The organism is Micromonospora sp. WMMD1155, from assembly GCF_029581275.1.
GTDB lineage: Bacteria > Actinomycetota > Actinomycetes > Mycobacteriales > Micromonosporaceae > Micromonospora.
This window is the reverse complement of the sequence record NZ_CP120742.1, coordinates 7,230,562-7,253,064: the sequence shown is the minus strand read 5'-3', so window position 1 is coordinate 7,253,064 and position 22,503 is coordinate 7,230,562. Positions and strand designations below refer to the sequence as shown.

At 69.1% G+C, this 22,503-nt stretch carries 20 protein-coding genes; 10 read left to right on the top strand and 10 right to left on the bottom strand.

Annotation, left to right across the window (positions count from 1 at the left end; genetic code table 11):
• Positions 1-463: 463 nt before the first annotated feature.
• Positions 464-1,825, bottom strand: coding sequence for a tetratricopeptide repeat protein (locus tag O7617_RS33060; RefSeq protein WP_282260564.1), 1,362 nt, complete (start codon positions 1,823-1,825; stop codon positions 464-466).
• 39 nt (positions 1,826-1,864) lie between these two features.
• Here O7617_RS33060 and O7617_RS33055 point away from each other — a divergent pair, with 39 nt between their 5' ends.
• Positions 1,865-4,852, top strand: a complete 2,988-nt coding sequence (locus O7617_RS33055) for a CHAT domain-containing protein (protein ID WP_282260563.1) — start codon at positions 1,865-1,867, stop codon at positions 4,850-4,852.
• Here O7617_RS33055 and O7617_RS33050 read toward each other — a convergent pair.
• The 3 genes from O7617_RS33050 to O7617_RS33040 all read right to left on the bottom strand — a co-directional run bounded on the left by O7617_RS33050 (position 4,833) and on the right by O7617_RS33040 (position 7,456).
• Positions 4,833-5,390: a Pycsar system effector family protein gene (locus O7617_RS33050; protein WP_282260562.1), complete on the bottom strand. Its 558-nt coding sequence runs from the start codon at positions 5,388-5,390 to the stop codon at positions 4,833-4,835. The two genes, O7617_RS33055 and O7617_RS33050, sit on opposite strands and share 20 nt — an antisense overlap.
• A 61-nt stretch (positions 5,391-5,451) precedes the next feature.
• Positions 5,452-7,119: a CATRA conflict system CASPASE/TPR repeat-associated protein gene (locus tag O7617_RS33045; RefSeq protein ID WP_282260561.1), complete on the bottom strand. Its 1,668-nt coding sequence runs from the start codon at positions 7,117-7,119 to the stop codon at positions 5,452-5,454.
• Entirely contained in the window at positions 7,100-7,456 is a 357-nt protein-coding gene (locus O7617_RS33040; RefSeq protein ID WP_282260560.1) for a CATRA system-associated protein, read from the bottom strand. Before O7617_RS33040 ends, O7617_RS33045 begins: the two co-directional genes overlap by 20 nt.
• 78 nt (positions 7,457-7,534) lie before the next feature.
• On the opposite strand from O7617_RS33040, the gene O7617_RS33035 reads away from it, so the two are divergent.
• Entirely contained in the window at positions 7,535-10,474 is a 2,940-nt protein-coding gene (locus tag O7617_RS33035; protein ID WP_282260559.1) for a CHAT domain-containing protein, read from the top strand.
• Here the strand turns inward: O7617_RS33035 and O7617_RS33030 are convergent.
• Positions 10,452-11,891, bottom strand: a complete 1,440-nt coding sequence (locus O7617_RS33030; RefSeq protein ID WP_282260558.1) for a tetratricopeptide repeat protein — start codon at positions 11,889-11,891, stop codon at positions 10,452-10,454. The two genes, O7617_RS33035 and O7617_RS33030, sit on opposite strands and share 23 nt — an antisense overlap.
• 296 nt (positions 11,892-12,187) lie before the next feature.
• Here O7617_RS33030 and O7617_RS33025 point away from each other — a divergent pair, with 296 nt between their 5' ends.
• Positions 12,188-12,316 carry a hypothetical protein gene (locus tag O7617_RS33025; protein ID WP_282260557.1) on the top strand — a complete coding sequence of 43 codons (129 nt, stop codon included), beginning with the start codon at positions 12,188-12,190 and terminating at the stop codon, positions 12,314-12,316.
• Positions 12,317-12,646: 330 nt separating this feature from the next.
• Here the strand turns inward: O7617_RS33025 and O7617_RS33020 are convergent, their stop codons facing one another.
• Positions 12,647-13,030, bottom strand: a complete 384-nt coding sequence (locus tag O7617_RS33020; RefSeq protein WP_282260556.1) for a hypothetical protein — start codon at positions 13,028-13,030, stop codon at positions 12,647-12,649.
• Between the two features lie 181 nt (positions 13,031-13,211).
• Between O7617_RS33020 and O7617_RS33015 the strand changes: the two genes are divergently transcribed.
• Together O7617_RS33015 and O7617_RS33010 are read left to right on the top strand one after the other, a co-directional pair.
• Positions 13,212-13,505 (top strand): NlpC/P60 family protein, encoded by a 294-nt coding sequence (locus O7617_RS33015; RefSeq protein WP_282260555.1) that lies wholly within the window; start codon positions 13,212-13,214, stop codon positions 13,503-13,505.
• A 508-nt stretch (positions 13,506-14,013) separates the two neighbouring features.
• The gene (locus O7617_RS33010; RefSeq protein ID WP_282260554.1) at positions 14,014-14,841 is read left to right on the top strand and encodes an aldo/keto reductase; all 828 of its coding nucleotides are present in this window, start codon (positions 14,014-14,016) and stop codon (positions 14,839-14,841) included.
• 195 nt (positions 14,842-15,036) lie between these two features.
• On the opposite strand, the gene O7617_RS33005 is transcribed toward O7617_RS33010, so the two are convergent.
• The gene (locus O7617_RS33005; protein ID WP_282260552.1) at positions 15,037-15,474 is read right to left on the bottom strand and encodes a DUF6188 family protein; all 438 of its coding nucleotides are present in this window, start codon (positions 15,472-15,474) and stop codon (positions 15,037-15,039) included.
• A gap of 118 nt (positions 15,475-15,592) precedes the next feature.
• On the opposite strand from O7617_RS33005, the gene O7617_RS33000 reads away from it, so the two are divergent.
• Both O7617_RS33000 and O7617_RS32995 read left to right on the top strand, forming a co-directional pair.
• Entirely contained in the window at positions 15,593-16,561 is a 969-nt protein-coding gene (locus O7617_RS33000; protein WP_282260550.1) for a hypothetical protein, read from the top strand.
• A gap of 273 nt (positions 16,562-16,834) precedes the next feature.
• Positions 16,835-17,458, top strand: a complete 624-nt coding sequence (locus O7617_RS32995) for an SDR family oxidoreductase (RefSeq protein ID WP_282260548.1) — start codon at positions 16,835-16,837, stop codon at positions 17,456-17,458.
• 452 nt (positions 17,459-17,910) lie between these two features.
• Here O7617_RS32995 and O7617_RS32990 read toward each other — a convergent pair whose 3' ends face one another.
• Entirely contained in the window at positions 17,911-18,495 is a 585-nt protein-coding gene (locus O7617_RS32990) for a TetR family transcriptional regulator (protein WP_282260545.1), read from the bottom strand.
• Positions 18,496-18,627: 132 nt separating this feature from the next.
• Here O7617_RS32990 and O7617_RS32985 point away from each other — a divergent pair, with 132 nt between their 5' ends.
• The 3 genes from O7617_RS32985 (at position 18,628) to O7617_RS32975 (ending at position 21,497) form a co-directional block, all read left to right on the top strand.
• On the top strand, positions 18,628-20,127 hold the full coding sequence (locus O7617_RS32985) for an MFS transporter (protein ID WP_282260544.1): 1,500 nt from the start codon (positions 18,628-18,630) through the stop codon (positions 20,125-20,127).
• Between the two features lie 521 nt (positions 20,128-20,648).
• Positions 20,649-20,972, top strand: a complete 324-nt coding sequence (locus O7617_RS32980; protein WP_282260543.1) for a PadR family transcriptional regulator — start codon at positions 20,649-20,651, stop codon at positions 20,970-20,972.
• A 3-nt stretch (positions 20,973-20,975) separates the two neighbouring features.
• Positions 20,976-21,497 carry a PspC domain-containing protein gene (locus O7617_RS32975; RefSeq protein ID WP_282260542.1) on the top strand — a complete coding sequence of 174 codons (522 nt, stop codon included), beginning with the start codon at positions 20,976-20,978 and terminating at the stop codon, positions 21,495-21,497.
• 145 nt (positions 21,498-21,642) lie between these two features.
• Here the strand turns inward: O7617_RS32975 and O7617_RS32970 are convergent, their stop codons facing one another.
• Complete coding sequence (locus tag O7617_RS32970) at positions 21,643-21,987, bottom strand: hypothetical protein (RefSeq protein ID WP_282260541.1); 345 nt, start codon at positions 21,985-21,987, stop codon at positions 21,643-21,645.
• A gap of 315 nt (positions 21,988-22,302) precedes the next feature.
• Positions 22,303-22,437 (bottom strand): hypothetical protein, encoded by a 135-nt coding sequence (locus tag O7617_RS32965; RefSeq protein ID WP_282260540.1) that lies wholly within the window; start codon positions 22,435-22,437, stop codon positions 22,303-22,305.
• Between the last annotated feature and the right edge of the window lie 66 nt (positions 22,438-22,503).

Genomic DNA, 22,503 nt, shown 5'->3' with positions numbered 1-22,503 from the left:
GCGAGCCACTGCCCCCACAGCACGGCCCGGCCGGCTTCCGCGAGTTCCACGGCCTCAGCGGGCCGGCCGGCCTCGATCGCGGCGGCGGCCGCGTCGTCGACCAGACCGGCGTAGGCGACCAGCAGGTTTTCCCGCTCCGCCGTCGGCAGGCCCCGCCATGCGACCAATGGCATCAGATCAATGGCGGCACGGTACGCGTCGACCGTACCGGGAGTGCCGAAGTGCCGTTTCGCTTCGAGGTCCGCCCACGCCCAGGCCGCATCTATGCGGATCCGAGCGGGCGCGACCACCGACGCGGCGGCCTCCCGGAACAGTGCGACGGCCTCGGTGGCGTCGGCCTCGGCGCTGGTCCTCTCGTAGCGGGTGCGCAATGCCTGGGCGAGGGCGATCGCGTCCTTCGCGCGGGCGGGTTCGTCTGGGCTCGACACGGTGTAGCCGGCCCGAATGGCCTGCACGGCGGCACTCAGATCGACAAGGTCACCGGTGTGCTCGAAAACCGCAAGCAGGCCGATGCCGAGGTTGACCGAGGCCGGCCCGTGGAACGGGTCGTCGGGGTCGAGGGACTCGACGGCTCGCCGGAACAGGGCGACCGCCTCGCGCAGATCGTCGGCGGATGTCGCATGGAGGTGGCGGTCGAGCAGCGCGCTGGCGAGGTGGACGGCGCACGGGACGTGAAACCCGTCGCCGAGCCCTTGACGACCCACGTCGATGGACGCTTCCAGGTCGGCGAGGTCACCGGCCAGCCGGAACGTTCCCGCAGGGAAGCGCTGTGGTTGGACCGCAGCGCGACGACCTTGGGGTGGTCGGGGGCGACGTTGAGGGCCTGGATGCCCACGGTGATCGCCTGGTCGAGGTCGTCACGGGACTGGTGGTGCTCGTACCGGGTTCGCAGCAGGTTTGCCAGATTGGCGAGGTGCCCGGCCCACCTCAACCGGTCCGGGTGGCGTGCTGTCACGGCCTCCCGGGCTGCCGTCACCGCGGCGGTAAAGGTCTCGGGCGTGCCGGTGGCATCGAAGAGGCGGCCCTGCAGCATCGCCTGCCTGTTCCGTGCTTCGGCGCGGGGCGCTCCGGCGGTGGGCAGCAGGTCGGCGTGCCGCCGGGCGACGTCCGCCGCCCGGACCAGGTCGCGGTCGTCGTGGGTGAGTGATACCCGATGGTCGAGAGCGATGGCCAGCTTCGATAACAGGTGGTGCGTGCCGCGCGTGTCCGCGCCGTCAAGTTCGGCGTCGATCATGGCGATGGCCTCGTCCAACTTGTTGAGGTCGGCAGGACTCTGGAGCAGCAGTGCGGCGGCGAGATTGGCGACCAGGACCGGTGTCTGCGAGTCCCCGGTCAAACGGGCGAGGGCCACCGCCTCGCGGCAGGCATGCACGGCCAACTCGGCGTCACCAGGTTCGGGCCGACGCTGGTGCCGGACGATGAGGGCGCCGCCGAGTTCGGTCAGTGCCGCGAGCCGCTCGTCGACATCGGCCGGATCGGTGAGGCTGCCGATCGGCGGCGCAGGCTGGATCAAGGACCGGAGCAGGGGTGGCACCCGCTCGGGCGAGTACGGGGCGACGTACTCGAAGAACTGCTTCGCGGCGAGGTAATCGAACTCCCGTCGGCCGGTGGGGAGCGCGAGGTAGCGCGACCAGTGCAGCACGGCCACGAGATACTGTGCCCGAACGGTGCTCTGTTGGTCGAGGCGACTGTCCTCGATAGCGCAGCGGACGGCATGCACGTCGGCCAGGGCCGCGTCCGAGGTGACCGAGTCGGCGTTTCGATCCGTCAGGAAGGCGCGGACGCGGTCGCTGAGTGCGGTCAACAGGTCAAGGTCGCCGGACATCAATCCATTGTCACCGACCAACGACGGCGGGAGAGCACGGTGCCGGACCAGGGGGCCACCGGAGGCGAATCTTGGGCCCGAGAGAGGGACGAGGTGGCTGAGGCGTGGGTACGTGCCGGTGACCTGGACCGTGCCATCACGATCCGGCGCGAGGCGCTGGTCGGGCTCGATGACGATGTACCGAAGTGGATGCGCCTCGACCTGTCCACGAATCTCGGCATCGATCTGATGGACCGCTACCGGCGCGACGGCGACCTGGCCGACCTGCGGGAGGCCTGCGCGATCGGCGAGCGGGTCTGGCGGGAGTCCCCGCCGGGCGCCCGCCTTGAGGTGACCGCCAACCTGGCCGGCCGGCTCTCCGTCAGGTCGCTCGCGCCCGGAGAGCCCGACCAGACCGAGCAGGCCCGTGAGATTCTTGAACAAGAGCTCGCAGTCGCGGCCACCGACGATCCGGAACGGCGAGTGGCCATGTCGGCGCTCGCCGGGATCCACCTGCAGCTGTGGCGGCGCGACGGCGACCGGAACCGTCTCGCCACCGCGCTGCGAACGCTCACCGAGAATCTGGACCCGGGGGCTGCCGGCCCTGAGGTGGTCAACATCGCCGGTCTGCTCGCCACGGCCGCCGAGGAGAGTTTTGACCAGGACCTGCTCGGCAGGGCCGAGACGCTTACCCGGGCCGGGATCGCTGCTGGACACCCGGCCACCGCGTCGGTCCGAATGACACTGCACCGTTTGCTCGCCTCGGTGCTGCACACCCGGTACGAGTGGACCGGCGACCAGGCATTCCTTACGCAGGCCACAAAAGCCGCCGAGGCCGCAGTGCGCGAGGCGAGCACCGGACCGGACCGGGCGCAGGCGTTGTCGGTCCGATCCACGGTGCGGTCCACTGCGGCGCGCCTGCGCAACGACCGCGCCAGGTTCACCGCCGCTATCCAGGATGCACGGGAGGCGCTCGACACCACCGCGGACCACTGGCGCGACGGCGAGTACGCCACCAACCTCGCCTCGCTGCTGGCCGAGCGGTACGGCCTGTTCGGCGACAGCACCGACCTGGACGACGCCATAGCCCTGCTCGACCGCCTACTGGACACCGGCCTGGACCCGGACATGGCACCCACGGTCGCCAACAACCAGGCCAACAACCTGCTGGGCCGGTACGAGCGCGACGCCGTCCCGGAGGACCTGGACCACGCGATCGACCTAGCCAAGCAGGCCGTCGCCCTGACCGCACCGGACAGCTCGGACCTTGCCGCCCGCCACGACACCGTCGGACGCCTACATGCAGCCCGCGCCCATCACCGCCACGACCCGGAAGACCTGGACACCGCGATACGGCACGCCGGTCTCGCGGTGGCCGCCACCCCCGATCCCTCCCCGGACCGAGCGCTATACCTCAACAATTGGGCGAACTGGGAGTCCGAGCGCTGGGAACGCGACGGTGGCGAAGATGTGCTTTCGCGGGCGATCGACCTGCTGGAACGGGCACTGGCCGCGGCCGGGCAGGCCGAGTATGACATCGAGGGTTCGATGGCGGCGACGATCGCGTTCAACCTCGGTGCCCGCCTGCAGGACCAGTTCGACCTGCTCCGCTCACGCGGCGAAACCGAAATGGCGAAGCTGCAGCGCGCCGCCGACCTGTTCGACGAGGTGCTCGGCGCCGGATACCCGCACCTGGCGGTGCTCGCCGGTCGGCGGCTCGGCGGCATCACCTGGCTGGCCGGTATGTGGCCGGAGGCGCAGCAGTCGTTCGCGGCTGCGCTGGAGGCCGCCGGTGAGCTGACCGGGATGCGTCCGCTGCACGTCGACAAAGAACGTGCCCGAGCCGGCGTGCAGGGCATCGGCGCCATGGCGGCTCTTGCCGCGGTGCGGGCCGATGACCCCGCGGCGGCTGCGGTCCATCTTGAGCAGGCCTCGGCGACATTGATCGCCGAGGCGATCGGCATCCGTGCCGAAACGGTTACCTTCGACAGCATCGTGTCGGCGGCGGCCCGAATGAACCGGCACGTCCTGCTGCTCGGCAGCACCCCGGCCGGCGGTGTCGCGGTGCTGGTCGCCCCGGACGGCGCACTCGATCACCAGGAGTTGCCGTCGGCCGAAGAGTCGGCGCTGGCGGCGGAGGCCACCCTGTTCCGGCAGGAGTTGGGCCGGGCCGAAACCGAGGACGGCGCCGACGCGGCAGGGATCCGGTTGGCGGCGGCGGACCGGCTCACCGCGTGGACCATGGAGTCGCTGGTCGCCCCGCTGGTGCCGCTGCTGGCCGGGGTGTCCAGGCTCGCGGTGCTGCCGCTGGGGCGCCTCGCTTGGCTGCCCATCACCACCTGCGGCGTTCCCGGAGAGGGCCCCCTGCTGGGCGACTACGATCCGCTCCTGCTGATCCGGGCCAGTGTCTCCGGCCATGCCCCCGCAAGCCGGGGCGCAGCGTCCCGGGTGGTGGTGTTGGCGGACACCGGGACGGTGGACCGGCCGATCCCGGGGGCGGCTCGGGAGGCCACGGAGGTCGCGCGCCGGTATCCCGGGGTGATTCCGCGGGTCGACGAGGAGACTGCTCTGGGTGGTGATGCCGTGCTGGACGACCTGCTCGACGCCGAGTTGGCGCACGTGGCCTGTCACTGCGACGTGGACGTGGAAAGTCCGCAAGAGACAGTGCTCAGGGTGCGGCCGCCGATCCGGGTCGGCTTGCGCCCGGCTGCCGGGCGTCGGCATGGCCACATCGTGCTGAGCGCCTGCGACGCTGCGCTGACCGGTGCGGCGCTACCCGATGAGGCGTTCAGCGCCGCGACGGCGTTCCTGCTAGCCGGCGCGGGGGTGGTCACCGCGCCGCTGTGGCCGGTGAACGACATCACGGCGCCGAGACTGATGGGCGACTACCACGCGCGGTTGACCGAGGGTTCCGCGCCGGCCACCGCGCTTGCTGCGGTGCAGCGGCGGTGGGCGCGGAAACGGCCGGCGTACGTGCACGGACCGTGGGTGGTCACGGCCTGGCCGGACGCGGCAGCCGATCAAGCGGTCATCTGTCGAGCAGAGTGATCGCGGCGGTGACGGCGAGCAGCGCGAATGCCTGCACCAGAGCGAGGACGGCGACGTTGAGGGCACGGTACTTGTGTGTGGCGACGTGGGAGTTGGCCCAGATCTGCCGGGTCAGCGCGGCCAGTAACGCGGGCCGATCGGCGAGCAGTCCGGTGTATGCCCTGGTGAATCCGGCGGCGTCGGTGCCGTATCGGTCGGTGATGCTGCGGTAGAAGATCAGATTGCCGGGCTCCCAGCGGTTGCCGCGGCGGGGCACCAGGGCCACGGAGGCGGCCATGGCAGCGACGGCGGTCGCGGCCGCGCAGACGGAGGCGATGACGGTGAGCGTGACGCCGCGCCGTCCCGTCGTGTTGATCAGGGCGTAGAGCAGTCCACCGGCCGCACCTGCCGAGGCGAGTGTCGCGGTGGCCTTGCTCTCGGCGTGCTTGATCCACTCGACGATCAGCAGCAGGGCACGCCAGGCGTCCTCAGTGTCGGGATCAGGTCGGGCGTCGAGTGATGGGACTTGAGCGTGGCGGTGGCGGAACACAGGTGCCATGGTCACCTCCTTCGATGTGACCCAATGTACTCAGCCGACTCCATCGAGCGTAGGGTGCTGATCAGGTCACGTTTCGAGGGATCCACAGCCAGGCCCGTTCCGTGTACTCCTTGAGGCCGACCTGGCACTGAGCCAGCGCGCCGGGCGGAAGCCGGGCCCACTCCGGCTTGATGACGAAGCGGTGCAGGATGTCCGATATCAACGCCACCACGTCGGCGTCCGGGTTCTCAAGGGCCGCTTGGCGCAACTGAGGGCTATTGAGCAGCCGGTCGGACTCGATGGCGACCTCCCCGGAGAAGCCGATCGTGCCGGGACCGAACGTTCCGACCGCTGCCGATGCGCGCAGGCGGATGTGGTCCCGGTAGGTCTCGTTGTCAGCCATGAGTTCCTGGCACAGCCCGTCCAGGAGACGAGGTAACGCGTGGTGCAGTTGCTCTGTTGCCGGGAGGATGACTTTCTGGTCATCACCGAGACCCTGTCGGGGCAGGCCGTTCAGGTCCAGGTTCAGCCGGCCGAGGGTGCAGCGCATGATTTCGACGAGCCGCGTCTGCGCCTGTTGCTTGGCCGGGCCGGAGCGGCTGCTGAAGCTGACGATGTCGACCGCGAAGCACATCCGCACGTCGAGCCGGTCGGCGACGGCCGGCGCCGGAGGCGGCGGTGGCGCCACGAGTACGGACCGATGCGGCCCGGTCTGCCGCGACTCGCGCTCGGCCTGCACACGGCGGACGGTGCGCAGTCGCTCGGTAAGGTTCTCCAGGTAGGCGATGTCGTCGGGAACCCGTCTCACGACCGCCTCGGCGACCCGGTCGCCGACCAGCGCGGGAGAGAGCGCCTCCTGCATGTTGACGACCGCGATCTGCGCCGTATGCAGAAGGTCACGCAGATCGGCGAGAGTGCCGGCCAGTGTCAATTCGTCGTCGGCCAGCGCGTCCGTCGGCGGAGGCCGCAAATCGAGGCGGTCGCTGACGGTGGCGTGCAGAGCGCGCAGCCGCGAGCCGTCACCACGGACCCGGGATTCGTAGCGCAGTTTCGCGGCGTGCATCAGGTACCGCCCCAGCGGCGGAATCGTGACACTGCCGTCGGACCAGGTGAAGTCGCTGAGCACCCGGTCCTGGTCCGACCCGGCCAGCACGACTAGCCGCCGGTCCGCGCCGTCCCCGGCCGGCGACGTCTCCCATACGACGAAGCCGTCATCGGTGCGGCGCGCGGAACGCCACCAGCCCGGCGCGTCGCCGGCATCGGCCGGCAGCGCCGCCCTGACCTCGTCGGCGAGGGGCACCGGGTCGGCGTCCGGTGTGGAAGTCTTGCCCTGGAAGATCAGCGTGACGCCGAGCATCGCCGTGGTCCCGTTCACAGTGAGCTGCCGCCACCATTGGGCGAAGTCGGCCCACCCGAACGGGACCGCCGGACCGAGCCGCTCCCGGCCGTCGCCGATCGGCGACGCGAAGACCACCGACAGGTTGAGGACGTCGTGGCTGCGCCGCAGGATGGCCTGGCGGTCGGATCCGAGATCCTGCTGGGCGGCGATGACGTCGAAGGAACCGACGCCGGGCCACCGCGCGGGAAGATCGGTGGCCGGTACGCCTCGGATCGGCTCGGTCATCTGGAGCTCGCTGCGGCACTGTCGCCAGATCCCGGCGAGCTGCCGGCGGGCGGTGTCAGCGTGCAGGCCGTCCACTGGTGCGAAGAGGTGGGCGACGAACTCCTGCTCAGCCGGCCGGTCGGTCATCACGGCCGCCGTCCTGATCTCTGCTGCGGCTCGCCGAACGCGTCGGCACGGCCTTTCCGATCTCGTCCACTAGACGGTTCTGACGTTCTGTGACCGACGGATCGGGCCCGTCGACGTCCTTGGTACCGATTCGGTTGGCGCGGACCGGCCCGTACAGCTCGAGCTGGGTAGTGGCGTCGCGCAGCTCCTCGTCGTCGCCGGCCGCGAACGCCTGCCCCATCTGGTCGAGGATCGGCCCGATCCGCTCCCAGTGTGGCGCGGGCAACCGCCACTGCGGGAGGTCACTGAGCACATCGAGTGCGTCTTCTAGCGTTTCCATATCCCAGCGTCCGTCCACGATGACCCACTGTAGAGGAGGTGCGGAGCACACACGGCACGCAACCATGGACCGTCACTGAAGGTAGCTTTGGATCCCATGACCGCCGATCAGTCCGATGTCGATGTAACAGACGAGTTCCCGGCGGTCATGGAGCTGGTTCAGCGGGCACACCGCGACAGCGATACCTCGACACTTGCCCGCGCCGTGGACCGGCTGACGGCGCTGACCGACCTCGGCGCGGCGCCGGCCGCCCGGGCCGCAGAGCTCGGCTATGCCCTCTACCTGCTCTCCGAAAGGACCGTCGACCCGGGGCCGCTGCCTGCCGCCCAGCGGGCGTATCGCGTAGCCCTGGCCCGGGGGGACCATGCGCGGGCACCACTCTGGCGCACCCATCTCGGCATGTGCCTCGTACGAGAGAGTGAGCGGAGCCACCGGGCCGAGGCTCTCGACGAGGCGTTGCCGCTCCTGCGCTCCGCCGCCGCCGACCTGCCCGGCCACCTCGCCGCCCACGCCAACCTTGGGCTCGGTCTGATGCGCCAGATGGAACGTACCGGCGACGTCACACTGCTCCCCGAACTGCTAGCCGCCGCGCGCACCGCCGGCGACGCTGCTCTGCGCCTGCCATCGTCGCGGGCCCAGATCCTGAGCAACACCAGTAGCGCCCTGATGGCGGCCTGGGAGCTCACCGGGATCCGGGACCACCTCGACGGAGCCGTCGACGCGGGCCAGGCCGCCTGCGATCTCGTACCGGCGGGCGACCCCGCCGTGCCCGGCTGCACGTCGGCGCTGGCACGCGCGCTCCTCGGCCGGGCCATCTTCACGGGTGACCGGACCTCGGCGGCGGAGGCAGCCCGCCGTCTACGCCGCAGCCTGCGCAGGGTGAAACTCGACGACCCCGACCGGCCTATCTACCTCAACCAGCTCGCCATCGCCGGCCGGCTCACGTTCGCCGGCACCGGTGCCCTCGCCGCCCTTGACGAGGCGATCCGCGACTGGGGCGAAGCCGTCCGACTGCTCCCGGCCGATCATCCCGACCGGGACGCGTACCGGGTGAACCGCGCCGGCGCGCTCCGGAACCGGTTCGAGGCGGTCATGGACACCGACGCGCTCGACGAGGCGGTGCGGGAGCTGGAGGAGGTGGTCGCCGGCGATCCGGAACGCGGCGTCCACCTCGCCGGACTGGCCAACGCGCTGCACCGCAAAGGCGTCAGCGCCGACGACCCGCAGTCGCTGCACCGTGCGGCGGACCTGCTCCGGACCGCCGTCGCGCTAACCCCGGTCGGGCGGCCGGAACACCGGGCACACGGGGCCAACCTCGGCGCGGTGCTGCTGGCCAGTGCCCGATTCGGACCCGTCATCGACGAGGCCGTCGACGTGCTCACCCAGGCGACTACCGGCGTAGGCCCCGACGATCCAGAACTCGCCGACACGCTGCTCAACCTCGGTGCCGCCAGAGAGCTGCGGGACGGCCCCGGCGACCTGGAGGAGGCCGCTGCGACGTACACCCGACTCGCCGACACCGAGGTGGCGCCCGCTCTGTCCCGCGCGATGGCCGCCCAGAACCTTGGCCACCTGCGGGCGCGTGCCGCGGACTGGCCCAGTGCCCGCAACGCGCTGGGCCGGGCCGTTGAGCTGCTCGACCTCGTCGCCTGGGCCGGCCTCGACCGTGACGACCAGGAACGCCTGCTGACCCAGTTCCCTGCGCTGGCCACCACCGCGGCCGCCTGCGCACTCGAACTCGACGACCCGGACGGCGCCGTCAAAATCCTGGAACAGGGCAGGGGAGTGCTCTATGCCCAGGCACTGAGCAGATCGGCCGGCACCGACGAGGTGCGCGCCAGCGCATCCGATCTCGCGGACCGCCTCGGCGCGGCCCACGACCTGATCGAGGCGTCGCAGCGCAACGAGCGATCCGCCGTCTACGACCGGCACCGCGCGGTGCGGGAACGTGACGCAATCCTCGCGGAGATCCACCGTACCCCCGGTCTGGAACGCTTCCTTCGTCCGCCGCGCATCGGGGACCTGCGGGCCGGGCTCGGCCCCGGCACGGTCGCGATCATCAACGTGGCTGCTCACCGCTGCGACGCGCTCCTGGTGAACGGCACCTCGACCCACCACGTTCCGCTCCCCGACCTCACGAACGAAGACATCACTCGGCATGCGGCGGCGTCGATCCGGCCCACCGACGCCGGCCTGACGGAGACGCTCGGTTGGCTCTGGGACACGATCGCCGGTCCCGTCCTCGACCGCCTCGACCGGGTTGACCCCACCGGCCACGTATGGTGGATGCCGACCGGCGCGCTCTCCTTCCTGCCAATCCATGCTGCCGGTCACGATGACACGACCCGTTCCGCGCCCCATCGCGTCGTGAGCTCGTATGCACCCACGCTGCGCAGCCTGACGGCCGTCGGCACGCACCGGGTGCCGCAGTGGGCTGCAGTGGTGGCACCGGACGACCCGCACGGTCCGGGACTGCCCGCCTCGCTCCGTGAGGCGGACGAGGTACATCGCCGCCTCGGTGCGGCCGCCGAGCTGGTGTCGGGACAGCAGGCCACCACGGCGCGGGTACGGGACATGTTCGCCGATGCCGACTGGGTGCACTTCGCCGGCCACGCAACGGCGGACGCGGCCCGGCCATCGGACAGCTACCTCACGCTGCACGATGGCCCGCTGCGGGTTCGCGAACTCCTCCGCCAACCGGCCGGGGTGAGGACGGCACGCACCCTGGCCTACCTGTCTGCCTGCTCGACCGTCCAGGGCGGTGCGCGCCTGCCGGACGAGAACATTCACATCGCGTCGGCGCTGCAACTGGCCGGATTCGCCCACGTCATCGCCACGTACTGGCCGGTCCCCGACCCGGTTGCGGGCCGCGCCGCACGGCTGATCTACGACGGATTGCACACTGGACGGCCGGCCCACGCCGTGAACGCAGCCACCCTGGCCCTCCGGGATCGATATCGGGGACGGCCGTCCTGCTGGGCGGCGTACGTGCACGTCGGACCGGACGCCGAGGTCACTTTCCCCCCCACCGGATGATCGCCTCCCGGAGCGCCACAACATCCTCGGCGTCCGTGTCGAACGCCCGCACGAAATCGGGGAGCAGCCCGATGAACATGGCCTGCGCGGCTGTCGCGTCCCCGGCCGTGCCGGTCCAGTGCGCGAGTTCGCCGCGATAGAACAGCAGGTCCACATCGTCGGGGACGGCCAGCCGCGTCCTGAGCCTGACCAGCTCCGCGAAGGCGTCGCGGGCGGTGGCGGCATCCCCGGCCAGGCCGGTCCAGCGCGCGAGCTCCGCGCGCAGGTTCAGGAGTTCCGGGTCGTCCGGGCCGAGCAACCGGGTCAACAGGGGCATCAATTCCGCGAACGCGTCCCGGGCCGCGACGGCATCTCCAGCCACGCCGGTCCACCGGGCCAGTTCCGTGCGGTCGACGAGCAGCTCTGGGTCATCCGGTCGGGTCATCAGCGTCCGCAGCGGCACCAGTTCCGCGTACGCGTCGCGGGCTGCGACGACGTCACCGGACTTGGCTGCCCAGTACGCTCGGTTGGCGAATGCGACGAGGCCGTCCGGGTCGGGTATCGGCCCGTAGGCGGCAGCGACTTCGCAGAGCAGCTCGTGAGCGGCGGCCGGGTCCCCCGCCTCGCCGGTCCAGCTGGCGAGGAAGGTGGTGCCGAGCAGCGTGCGGTGATGGGTCGGCCCGAGCAGTCGCCGCGTGCCCGCGACTACGGCCTCACCCAGCACTCGCGCCTCGCCGAATCGCCCATCCGAGGCCAGCGCGTCACCGACGAGCAGGCACGCGTCGGCCAACACGTCGACCTCGCGTGGATCGCCGCTCTCCTCGGCCACGATCCGGAAGACGTGAGCAGCCGCGGCTGCCACCTCGCTACGCGGCGAGCGGATGATCAGTTTCGCCAGCAGCGCGACGTGCGCCGGCCGCTGACCCGAGTCTTTACCGTCGTGGTTGGCGAATTCGCGAATCTCCGGATCTACCGAAAGCGTCCCCGCCACGGTTCTCTCGACCAACGCCAGCCCGACCAGCCCGTCGATCAACGCCTCCAGATGCGGCCCGGTCAGGCCCGCGAACAGCTCCGAATCGGCCAGCAGTACCGGGTCCAGCAACAGCTGGTACGGCACTGGTGCATCCGGCAGGACGCCGAACAGCCGCAGGAGCGTGTGCGCCTGCCCCAGCCCGTCGTCGTCCAGCCGTTCCAATGCCAGTCCGATCACGGCGTCCCGCCGCAGCCCTGCACCCGCCCGCAGCAGCACCTCGGTCCGATACCCGGTGAAGGTGCCGAGCATCGGCTCCTCAGCACGGCCCTCCTGCGCCCTCGCCAGATAGGCACCGGCCAGCCGGCACAGCAGCGGCACACCATCGAGCTGCGACACCAGCGCAGCGGCCTGCCGCGGCGACCCGGCCTCCGGGCACAACGCGATCAACTCAGGCGGGGTCTGCACGGCTTCTCCATGTTGGACATGTAATCCCCGACTGATGTGGGAGGAGCCGCCCAGATGCTCGGACTTCGCGGGAAGTGCTGGCGCAGCCGCGTGTTGCCGTCAACGTGCACCACGGCGGCCAGCGCGGGGCGGCCCCGCTCTTCGCTGGTGCGGTCACCAGCATATGCGGAAGGTTTCGAGCGCCGACGGGGTCAATGGCGTCAAGCCCTCTCCGCCAGCAGGCTGGGAGCCAACGGGCGCCGGGCCTCGCACTGCTTGACAAGATCGACACGGTCCCGGATCTGTCTCGTCCCCGGGTGCGCCAGCAAGCTGCGGTTGCCGAGCGCCTGCAGGTCGAACTCGGCGCGGCGCTGCCGGGGGAATGTTGCGACGACCCCTTTACTCGGCTGGTTTACACTGTCGGCGACCTGGACAAACGTGCGTGAGCATGCCGCTGGGCCACCGGACTACTGGGGGTCAAGGGGTCGTCGGTTCGAATCCGGCCGTCCCGACTGGTATTCACCAGCGCATATAGAAGATCATGTGTGATCTTGCGGTAACGCTGGCGGTAACGGAGATCGCTTAACGTGGGTTGCATCCCTCGATCCCGTTACTGCGGAGGTGCAGCCGCATGGCTGTCTACAACTACCGCCTCGCCAACGGCCAGATCCGCTGGTTCTTCGTCATCGACCTCCCGCCCGACGCCAACGGGCGACGTCGCCAGCACAAGCGGCAGGGGTTCCCCAACCGAACCGCGGCCAAGACGCCCGCGCCGCCTACGGCGGTGCGGACCTCGGCGCCGACGGCAGCGTCGCTGCCGAGCTGGAGAGCTGGCTCAACGAGCGCGAACCGTTCGGTGCCTCGGTCAACAGGCGCAGAATGGCCTCCTCGTCGGTGTAACTGACGATCCGGTAGCCGAGCAGGTTGGCGTTCAGACGTCCGACGGGCTGCCCGTCCGCCACGCCTGTCTGGCGGCGCAGCTCGTCGTACGCCTGCGCGATCTGGGCTCGCATCGCGACCGCGTCAGCCCCGACGACCTGGGTGCGCCGCTCACTCGAGCCGCGCAGGCCGTGCAGCGGTCGGCGTTCCCCGACGCGTACGCGGAGTGGCAGCCCCGAGGCACGGCAGCTGGTCGTCCTGATCAGCGACGGCATGAACATCGTCTGCACCAGCGATGGCGGGGACGGGTTACCGCCCCCTGGACGACGCCGGCCTTCCCGACGGCTTCCGTCTGCCGGCTGACCCGCAGCTGAGGGCAGTCGTCTCCTCGCCCTTGCCCAGCGGGGCGAGCCCTACGTCTGGGGCGCTGAAGGGCCGGACAGCTACGACTGCTCCGGCCTGATGATGGCTGCCTGGGCCGAAGGCAACTTGCGAATCCCTCGGGTCACGGCCGACCAGGTGCGCAGCGGCGTTGCCGTCTCGTCCCTGGCCGCGATGCGACCGGGGGACCTGATCTTCATCCCCGGCTCGGACGGCACGATGAGCCGACCTAGCTACGTCGGCATGTACACCGGTGTTGATCGGAACGGGCGGCAGTACCTCGTTCAGGCAGCCAAGACTGGTGACGTCGTAAAGGTCGTCGCGGTCAGCAACTGGAGCCGCCAAGTTGCTGCTATCCGTAGGCCGACGCCGTGACAAGTCCTGTACTCGGTCGGATGATCTGCAGCGCGCATGGGGACAAGCTGGGTATGTCCAGCAGCGCCTTGGTCAAGCCGATCCGCTTCTAGCCGATGAGCGTGCGTTGACTGCCCTGCATGTCGATGCAGGCTGCCTTGATGGAACCGATTTTACTTGACCTGGTGGTACGTTGTCCCGAGACATGTCGTCGAGGCTGGACGTCGACACTCACGCCACGCGAACGATCGGCGCCCCCGGGCCGCCGATAAGCGTAGGTGTCCCGGATGGCGGCCCTGCGCGGAATGGTCACGTGACGGGTCGTACGGGATACCCTCCGCGCTCAGGTCATCTGAGCTGCGGCGCCCCGTATGGGGGTCCTTGTTCGGGATGACACAGACCGGGCACCGTTAATGCACTGGACCTCAATTATGGTTGAGGTTTTAGGGTGTGGGTCATGCCAACTGCTGAGACGGGAACGCGTCTATCCACGGGTCGGGATGCTTTCGGCCGTCAGGGATTCGGCGCGATGAGGTTGCGCGATGGATCCGCCGACGGCACTGACCGCGACCCGGTGGCGGTGGTCCACGCCGCCCTTGATGCGGGCATCACGATGGTGGACACCGCAGATGCCTACCAGAATGAAGAGCTGGTCGGCCGGGCAATCCGAGGGCGCCGTGATGAGGTGCTGCTGGCCAGCAAGTTCGGGTTGGTATGGCGAGATGAGCTCGCCGGCGGCTTCGACGTACGGGCTGACCCGTCGTACGTGCGGCAGGCGAGCGAGGCGAGCCTGCGACGGCTCGGTGTCGACGTGATCGACCTCTACTACCTGCACCATCGCAGTGAAAAGGTCCCGATCGAGGAAACCGTCGAAGCCATGGCCGAACTGGTCGATCAGGGGAAGGTGCGCGCTCTTGGCCTGTCCAACGTGACGGCGGACGACCTACGCCGCGCACACGCCGTTCACCCGATCGCGGCGCTACAAGAGCAGTGGTCACTGGTGCAGCGCGACATCGAGCAGGAGCTGCTGCCTGCCGTGGCCGACCTCGGAGTGGTCGTCGTGGCCCACTCCCCGAACGGTCATGGACTCCTCCACCAGCCTCCGAGCGCAGCCGGCGAGCAAGTAGCGAGCGGCCTACGCGCCGCATTGGGCGAGATCGCCAGTAGACACGACACCACGAGCGGGCAGGTCGCACTGGCCTGGGTGCACCACCGGCAGCAGGCACACGGCGTGCCTGTCATCCCGATCCCCGGGACCACCAGCGTCCGCCACCTACGTTCCAACGTCGCCGCGGCCGACCTAAGCCTGTCCCACGACGACCTGCGCCGGCTCGATGCCCTCCGAGCTGCATCGTGACCCGCACACCGTGTCCGATAGCGGATCGTCTTACCGGACGGGTTGGACGGGCTTCATGGGTCAACAGAGCCAGGCTGCCAACTCCCCGGTGACCGAGCCGCGCAATCGCCCACGCTGCCCCCGGACTGAATGAGGATGCAGTCCAAGGTCGGCGTTGGACATCCGCTCATGTCGCTGGTCGTGAAGGCGTGTGCATCACTGTCGGTGTTCGGCTACCCAGTGGGCGAGGCCGCGGCCGGGGACAGCGACGAAGCGGAATCCCCGGAATCCCGGCGGCGGCATACTCGTGACAGTGAACGCCTCGTACTGATCGTCCGGCTCGACGACGAGGACTACGTCGTCGGCGAAGGTCAGAGTCAACCGACCGTCCTTGCGGATCTCGGCGGCCGTGATCTGCGCCTGGTGCCGGTCGAGCAACGGTGCCAGACCTGTCGACGTCGACGGGTCGAACCGGCTTTCGGCGCCGGGTGCGCCGTAGGAGAACTCAGTTTCGATGCGGATCTCGATCCACGACTCGACTATGAGCGTGAATGCAAAGTCGATCCGTAGCTGTGTCACGACGCCGTCGCCGACCGGTAGCAGCCACTTGCCGGTCTGCTCGATCAGCCCGGTGGAGTTCACGCGCTCGGTCATGGACCCATGCTTCTGGATCCTCCAGGTCGTCGCCGAGTATCCGGATCTGCCGAGGCGGCCCAGACCACGACCATGTTCCGGTTGCCGCGGGCGGTAGGTGGTGCGGGATCATGTTGGGGTGGGCAGTGTCGTGGAGGTGCGGAGCCCGGTCGACGTCACGCAGCTCCGCGCCCGGCTGGGTGATGCGGATGTCGTCCAGTTCAGTGAGCCGCTCACCGAGGCCGAGTATCGGTCGGTGGCCGCGCTCCTGGTGGATCAGCCGATGGTCCCACTGCGTGTCTACGGGTTCGATGACGATCTTGCGACGCTGCGGTTCCTGCGTTGGTTTCCACATGTTCGCCGGTTCAGTGTCGCGGGCCTGTGGCACCTGACCGATCTGGCCCCGTTGGATCAGTTGAGCGCTGATGTGGAGTTCCTTGACATCGGCGAGACCCGAAAGTCTCTCAACCTCGCTCCTGTTGCCCAGTTTCGTCGGCTTCGCCGGCTGAGGGTCGTCGAGCACCGGCGTGGTCTTCCCGAGCTGCTGCACGCCAACCCGGGTCTGCGGGACCTGTCGCTGTGGCGGCTCCCCGTCGACCACGTCCTGCCCGTCATTGCCTTGCCACACCTACAGGCCTTGGCGCTGACCCTCGGCTCGTTGACGAACAGCGAATGGCTCACCCAGATCCTCACACTTCGCTACCTGGCACTGCGCCAGGTGCGAAAGCTCAGCGACCTCACTGCGGTGACACGGTTGCGCGCACTGCAGTGGCTGTGGCTGGAAATGCTCACCGTCGAGCGGCTTCCGGACTTCGGCTCCAACACGATGCTGACGCGGGCCGAATGCCTCGGGATGCGTCACCTCCGCCATCCGGCAGCCCTCCAGGGCCTCGCCGCGGCACCACAGTTGCGGGAACTCCTGGTTGCAGCGCCGCATCTGCCAGTCGACGCCGTCGTCCCCTTCGTTGGTCACCCGACACTCGAACGCGCAGAGATCGTGCTGGGCAGCCAACAGCGCGACCGCGACGCCGATGACGTTCTGCGTCTGCCACCACCACGTCCGGACACGCAGTTCGCCGCGATGCACGAGCTGACCCGCATCCTGTAACCCAGGCACCTGCACATCCGCGGGTGACCTGCCCGCTCGGACAGCCCCGCAATTCCTGCACCGACCGCAAAGCCCGGACTGGTCGCGACGATCCGAACGCTCCCCGGCGCCACCGGTCACTCTGGGTGATGTCGCTGCCTGCGGTGAGCGCCGAGGTTGCTTCTCCGGAAGTGCCTGACTAATCTCAACGCTTGTCTAGTTTTTGATTGCCGGTGCGGCTTCCGCCCTTGCCGGGGCCTGCCCGCGATGAACCCACCAGGTTGAGGAATTCGAATGAAGCTGATCGTTTTCGGGGCCAGCGGCGGCACCGGACGCCTCTTGGTCTCCGGCGCGCTCGACCGCGGTTACCAGGTGACCGCAGTGGCCCGCCACCTCGACGGGCTGCCGTCACATCCCGATCTCGCGTTGCAACCCGCCGACGTGCTGGCCGGTGGCCGTCCGTTGCGGGAGATCGCCGCCGGGCACGACGCGGCGATCTCCGCGATCGGCAGCACGGCCCGGAATCCGAACGGCATCTACTCCAAGGGTGGCCAGGCGGTAGTCACTGCGCTGCAGGACGCGCAGGTGCAGCGGTTGATCGTTGTCTCCTCCGGCGGAGTGGAGCCCAAGGACCCCGGGTTGCCCTGGTGGTTCCGGCTGATGATTCCGCTGTTCCTGCGTGAGCTGTACGAGGACATGGGCGTGATGGAGGACATCGTGCGGTCTAGCCGGCTCGACTGGACTCTGGTCCGCGCCGGTTACCTCACCGACAAGCCGGCCACCGGGAGGTTCCGGGTCGAGGACGGGAAGAACCCGCCCGGTGGGTCGCGGCTCAGCCGCGCCGATCTGGCGAACTTCCTGCTCGACCAACTCGACACCAGCCGGTGGAGCAAGGCTGCCCCGACGCTGACCTATTGATCCATCGTGGGTTCAGGTTTCTACGTACGGCGAGAAGGCGCGGCGAGGATTTGATGCGTACGACGGCCAGGCATTCCGAGCAGGCGAGCCCGGAGGATCTGCTGACGCTGGGGGAGGTCACCGCCTGTACCCGATGGCGGTCCCCGCTCTGCGTCTCTATGAGAGCGAAGGGCTGATCGTCGCAGAGCGCAGTGAGGGCAACCAGCGTCTCACCGCAGGGACACGCTGCGCCGCGTCTCGCTGATCCTCGTTGCTCGGTGACTCGGCATTCACCTTGCCGGTGAGGCCAGCCGCTGATCCCCGGCACGCCACGCTGCGTGCCGGGGGGCTTCATGACGCGGTGTGCCGTCGCGCAGCTGCCGACAGGGTGAGCGAGAGCAGTTCGATCAGACGGCTTCAGCATCATTGCAGCCGAGCAGGTGCCGGCGGTCTTGGGCGCCGACGCGTAGGCGTCAGGCTGGCGGGGCGATGACGCTGCGAATGGCCGGGCCGGCCAGGCGCAGGACGTCGTCGAGGTCGGCGTCGGCGATGTAGGGCATCCGCAGCAGGTAGCGCTGCGCGGCGATGCCCATCATCATGGCGCCGGCCAGGGAAGCGCGCAGGTGGGCCTCCGGATCGTCGACGGTCGCGGCGATCGCGTCGACGACCTCGGTGGTGATGTGACGCCGCAGCAGTTCGGCTGCTTCTTCGCTGGTCATGCTCGCGCGCACGAGCACCGCCATCGGACTGTTCGGGTCGGCGGCCCAGCTGCTCAGCATGCCGTGCATGAAGTTGTGCACGCTCTGCGCCGGATCGTCGGCGGTCAGCTCCGCGATCGGGATGCGCCAGTGCACCGCGGCCCGGAACAGCTGCTGCTTGCTGCCGAAATACTGCAGGATCGACGACTTGTCGACCTCGGCCGCCGCGGCGATCCCACGGATCGTGGTGCGCTCGTAGCCGAGCTCGGCGAACAGGGCGCGAGCGGCCTCCAGGATGCGCCGCCGGGTTCGCTCGCCCTTGCGTTCACCCTGCGGCGCCTCTGCGGCGGCCTCGGTCATCGTGCAGCACCTTCCGTACGTCGGCGTCCGATCGTACAAGCCGGCACATCCCTACTTGAAAAACTGGACAACCGTTGAGATATTGTCGCGGCCTCACGAAAACTCAACACCTGTCTAGTTTCGGAGTTTCTGATGTCCATCCCCGCACAGTCGGCTCCGCCGCGCACCTCCACCCATCCGGCCCTCGCGCTGATCGTCATCGCGGCCGCGCAGCTGATGGTCGTGCTGGATAGCACGATCACGAACATCGCGCTGCCGAGCATCCAGAGGGACCTCGAGGTGTCCGCCTCCGGCCTGTCCTGGATCGTCAACTCCTACGTCCTGGCCTTCGGCGGGCTGCTGCTGCTCGGCGGGCGCACCGGCGACCTCTACGGCAAACGGCGGGTGTTCCGGATCGGCCTGACCGTGTTCGCCGGCGCGTCCCTGCTGGGCGGCCTGGCCCCGAGCGTGGAGTTACTGATCGCCGCCCGGGTCCTGCAGGGCCTCGGCGCGGCCGTCATCGCGCCGACCGCGTTGTCACTGATCGCGACCTCGTTCGCCGAGGGCGCCGCCCGTAACCGGGCGATGGGTGTCTACGCCGCGATGTCCGGGCTCGGCGCCACCGTTGGCCTGCTGCTCGGCGGCGTGCTCACCGACTACCTGAGCTGGCGCTGGGTGATGTTCGTTAACGTCCCGATCGGCGTGCTCGTACTGCTCGGTGCCCGCGTGCTGGCCAGCGGCGAGAAGCTGCACGGCGAACTGGACGTGCGCGGCGCGGCCACCGCCACCGGCGGCCTGACCGCCCTGGTCTACGCCATCACCCAGGGCGGCGACCGCGGCTGGACCGACCCCGCCACCCTCGGCATGTTCACCGTCGCGGCAATCCTGCTGACCACCTTCCTGCGCTCGCAGAGCAGGAACCGGCACCCGCTGGTGCCGTTGCGGCTGCTGCGTAACCGCAACCGGGCCGGGTCCTACGTCACCATGCTGCTCATCGGCGCGGCCATGTTCGCCACCTTCTACCTCCTGTCGCTTTTCATGCAGCAGGTCAAGGGCTACAGCCCGGTTCGTGCCGGGTTCGCCTATCTGCCGTTCAGCCTCGGCATGGGGATGGCCGCCGGGATCGGCTCACGCCTGGCCGGCCGATTCGCGCCACGCGCGCTCGCCGGCCCCGGCCTGGTCGTCGCGGCTGGCGGGATGCTCTGGTTCAGCCTGCTCGAACCGTCCTCGTCGTACTTCACCCACCTGATGCCGGCCATGTTCATCACCGCCCTCGGCCTGGGCGCCAGCTTCCTGCCGATGACGCTCGGCGCGATCTCCGGCGTCGACCGCAACGACACCGGCATCGCCTCGGCCATCCTCAACACCGCCCAGCAGATCGGCGGCGCCGTCGGCCTAGCCGTCCTGACCACCGTCTCCACCAGGGCCGCCGATGACAAACTGCCGCACGCCGACGTCGCGTTCTTCCGCGCCCTGGCCACCGGCGACCAGCCTCTGATCCAGCGGGCGGCCGAGGCGCTGTCCCACGGCTACACCGTCGCGTTCGCCTCCGCCGTCGGCTTCCTGCTGGCCGCGCTGGTCATCACCGTCACCACGCTCAACGCAAGCCCCCAGCAGCGCACCGAGGACGCGGTGCCCGCACACATCGGCTGACACGCCCCTGCGGTGTCGCTCCTTCGGCGACACGTACGGGCTGATAAGGCGCGGCGATCGTGCGCGGTCTCCCCGATCGACCGATGCGGCTGCGGGAGCCAGCGCTGGTGCCCAGCAAGGCCCTGGGCTGGCAGCTAATGGTCGGCGGTCTGGTACGAGCCCGGTTTGCGGGAGCAGGTTGGGAGCAATGGGCTGCTGGAGTCCGTCACGGTTCCGTCATCTGAGACGCCGATCCCACGGGCAGCGCCCTGACCAGGCCCTTCAGTTTGGGGACCTCTTCGGCGCACCCGAAGAGGTCGGCCAGTTTGCTCCTGGTCGTCAGTCGAGCGGCGTCCGCTCATGCCGAAGAGCGGTCATCGACTGGAAGTCCAGCGCATGCCCGGATACCTAAATGCTGTAGCGGCCGCCGGTGCTGCCTCGGTTGATGTGAGGGCCCGGCGTGGCCAGCCGTCGGCCTGCGGAACGGAGCCCGCATGAGATCCACATTTGCGATAGGTACCTTGCTGTGCAAAGGTAGCAGCATGCAGTCCGATCCAAAGCTCGTCGCGTTGCGGCGCGGCCTGCTTGAACCACTCGTACTAGCTGCCGTCGAGTCCGAGCAGCGGTACGCGGCGGAGATCCTCGCCGCGCTACAGGAGGCAGGCTTCCCCGCCCAGGAGGGGACCCTGTATCCGCTGCTGAGCAAACTCCGGCGAGACGGGCTTGTGCACCACGAGTGGCGTGAGTCGCCGTCAGGGCCGCCCCGGAAGTACTTCTCCCTCACGGATACCGGCAGCGGCCAGCTCGCCGCGTTCCGCGAGTACTGGAACGAACTGACCCGCATGATCAACACGATTGGACGATGACCCATGGACGAGCGGATATCCATCCGCCTCACCGGGCATGTCGCGGCCTTTCCAGCCACCCGCGAAGCACGCGACGCCCTGCGGCAGTACCTCGATGATGCGCGACGCGCGCTGCGATCCGACCCGGACGCTGACGAGATCGTCCGAGACCTCGAGTCCGCGATTGGCGACCGTTTGAGCACTCTCACGGGCTCGGGCGACGACTCGCTGACCGGTGCCCAGATGGCAGAGATCCTGGCTGAGCTCGGGCCGGTGAGCCCAGCACGCCCCTCGCCGCCTTCCGCCGAGGGGAGGCCGCGTGGCCGGTTCTGGTGCCGGATCAACGAGGGCAAATGGTTCGGCGGCGTCTGCCTCGGCATCGCGGCATACGGCGGGTTCCGCGTCGACTGGGTACGAACCGTCGTGCTGCTGCTGACCATGCTCACCGGTGGACTAATTGCCGTGGTGTACCTGGTCCTGCTGCTCGTGCTCCCCGTCGTCCCGACGGTCACCGACTATGAGCGCCAACGGGACGCACCGCGATAGACCTGAACCGAAGCGCATGGCGAAGCGGGACTCCAAGCTCCGCTGTTGTCGATCAGCAAGCCACCTTGCCACACCCCACCAGGCCTGCCAGCGGAGCTCACCACTACCGAACATGCACTCTTCTGCCGCCGGGCGGGCGCGCTGGTTAGGCATTCTGCTCGTCAAACGGCTCGTCACTCCACCGCCACCACGCCTTGTTGCCATCGATGTGGAGAAGGAACTCAGGAACCTCCTGGCCATCCGGGTACTGAAGCGTCACGGCGTTTCGGACGGCCTCGTACGCGTGCTCCCAGGACTCGACATCTTCGTCGATGCCATCGAGCAGCCGCAGTTCCGCGGCGAAGAGCGGCTGGATCTCCGCGAGCCCTTCCCTCGGGTCGACACGGGCGTTCAGCCACGGGAAGTCGCCACCAGTCACCACGAGATCAGCAAGTACCACGCCGTCGTCGCGCCGGTGCAACCTCCAAGTGCCGCCGTGATGATCGCTCACGATGACGACATTAGCGACCGCCGAAGCTTCTCTGCTGAACTACCCGGCTTCGCCACTGGTCGCACCTCGGCCAGCAGATGCACGCTTCTGCCGCGTACAAGGCGCGGTTACGCGGCCTGTTGCGCCAGGGATCACGGAGTGCCAGCTGAGGGATGGCCGGTCGATGACTTCGACGTACATGATCAGGTTGTCGACCACATCAAGGGCGAGTCGGCCCGGCCGGCCCGGGCTGAGCCCGACGTTTCGATGGCCGGGGCCGTAGGTACCGTCCGGTGGAGGCTGCGTGTAGAAGCTCTGGCAGAAGGCATCGGGCAGTCATTGCTGGGGGATCCGGAGGTCGGCGGCCTGCTCCGCCAGGTCGTCCTCGTCTGCTTCGCGCAGCGCGCTGGCAAGTTCCGCTGCGAGTCGCGGCCATCGGTCGCTGACCAGTGCTGATTCTTCGTGCGTCATCGCTGGCGACGATAGTCGGCGAAACCCTTTTCGTCGCTCTCGTTCTCGCCGCGCGTGTGCGGGTGC

Coding starts and splice junctions, on each gene's coding strand:
- O7617_RS32985 (WP_282260544.1), top strand. CDS start 18,628: ATGTCCATCCCCGCACAGTCGGCTCCGCCGCGCACCTCCACCCATCCG.
- O7617_RS32975 (WP_282260542.1), top strand. CDS start 20,976: ATGGACGAGCGGATATCCATCCGCCTCACCGGGCATGTCGCGGCCTTT.
- O7617_RS33045 (WP_282260561.1), bottom strand. CDS start 7,119: ATGACCGACCGGCCGGCTGAGCAGGAGTTCGTCGCCCACCTCTTCGCA.
- O7617_RS32965 (WP_282260540.1), bottom strand. CDS start 22,437: ATGACGCACGAAGAATCAGCACTGGTCAGCGACCGATGGCCGCGACTC.
- O7617_RS32980 (WP_282260543.1), top strand. CDS start 20,649: ATGCAGTCCGATCCAAAGCTCGTCGCGTTGCGGCGCGGCCTGCTTGAA.
- O7617_RS33050 (WP_282260562.1), bottom strand. CDS start 5,390: ATGGCACCTGTGTTCCGCCACCGCCACGCTCAAGTCCCATCACTCGAC.
- O7617_RS32990 (WP_282260545.1), bottom strand. CDS start 18,495: ATGACCGAGGCCGCCGCAGAGGCGCCGCAGGGTGAACGCAAGGGCGAG.
- O7617_RS33010 (WP_282260554.1), top strand. CDS start 14,014: ATGAGGTTGCGCGATGGATCCGCCGACGGCACTGACCGCGACCCGGTG.
- O7617_RS33020 (WP_282260556.1), bottom strand. CDS start 13,030: ATGTTCATGCCGTCGCTGATCAGGACGACCAGCTGCCGTGCCTCGGGG.
- O7617_RS32995 (WP_282260548.1), top strand. CDS start 16,835: ATGAAGCTGATCGTTTTCGGGGCCAGCGGCGGCACCGGACGCCTCTTG.
- O7617_RS33005 (WP_282260552.1), bottom strand. CDS start 15,474: ATGACCGAGCGCGTGAACTCCACCGGGCTGATCGAGCAGACCGGCAAG.
- O7617_RS33015 (WP_282260555.1), top strand. CDS start 13,212: ATGATGGCTGCCTGGGCCGAAGGCAACTTGCGAATCCCTCGGGTCACG.
- O7617_RS33035 (WP_282260559.1), top strand. CDS start 7,535: ATGACCGCCGATCAGTCCGATGTCGATGTAACAGACGAGTTCCCGGCG.
- O7617_RS33060 (WP_282260564.1), bottom strand. CDS start 1,825: ATGTCCGGCGACCTTGACCTGTTGACCGCACTCAGCGACCGCGTCCGC.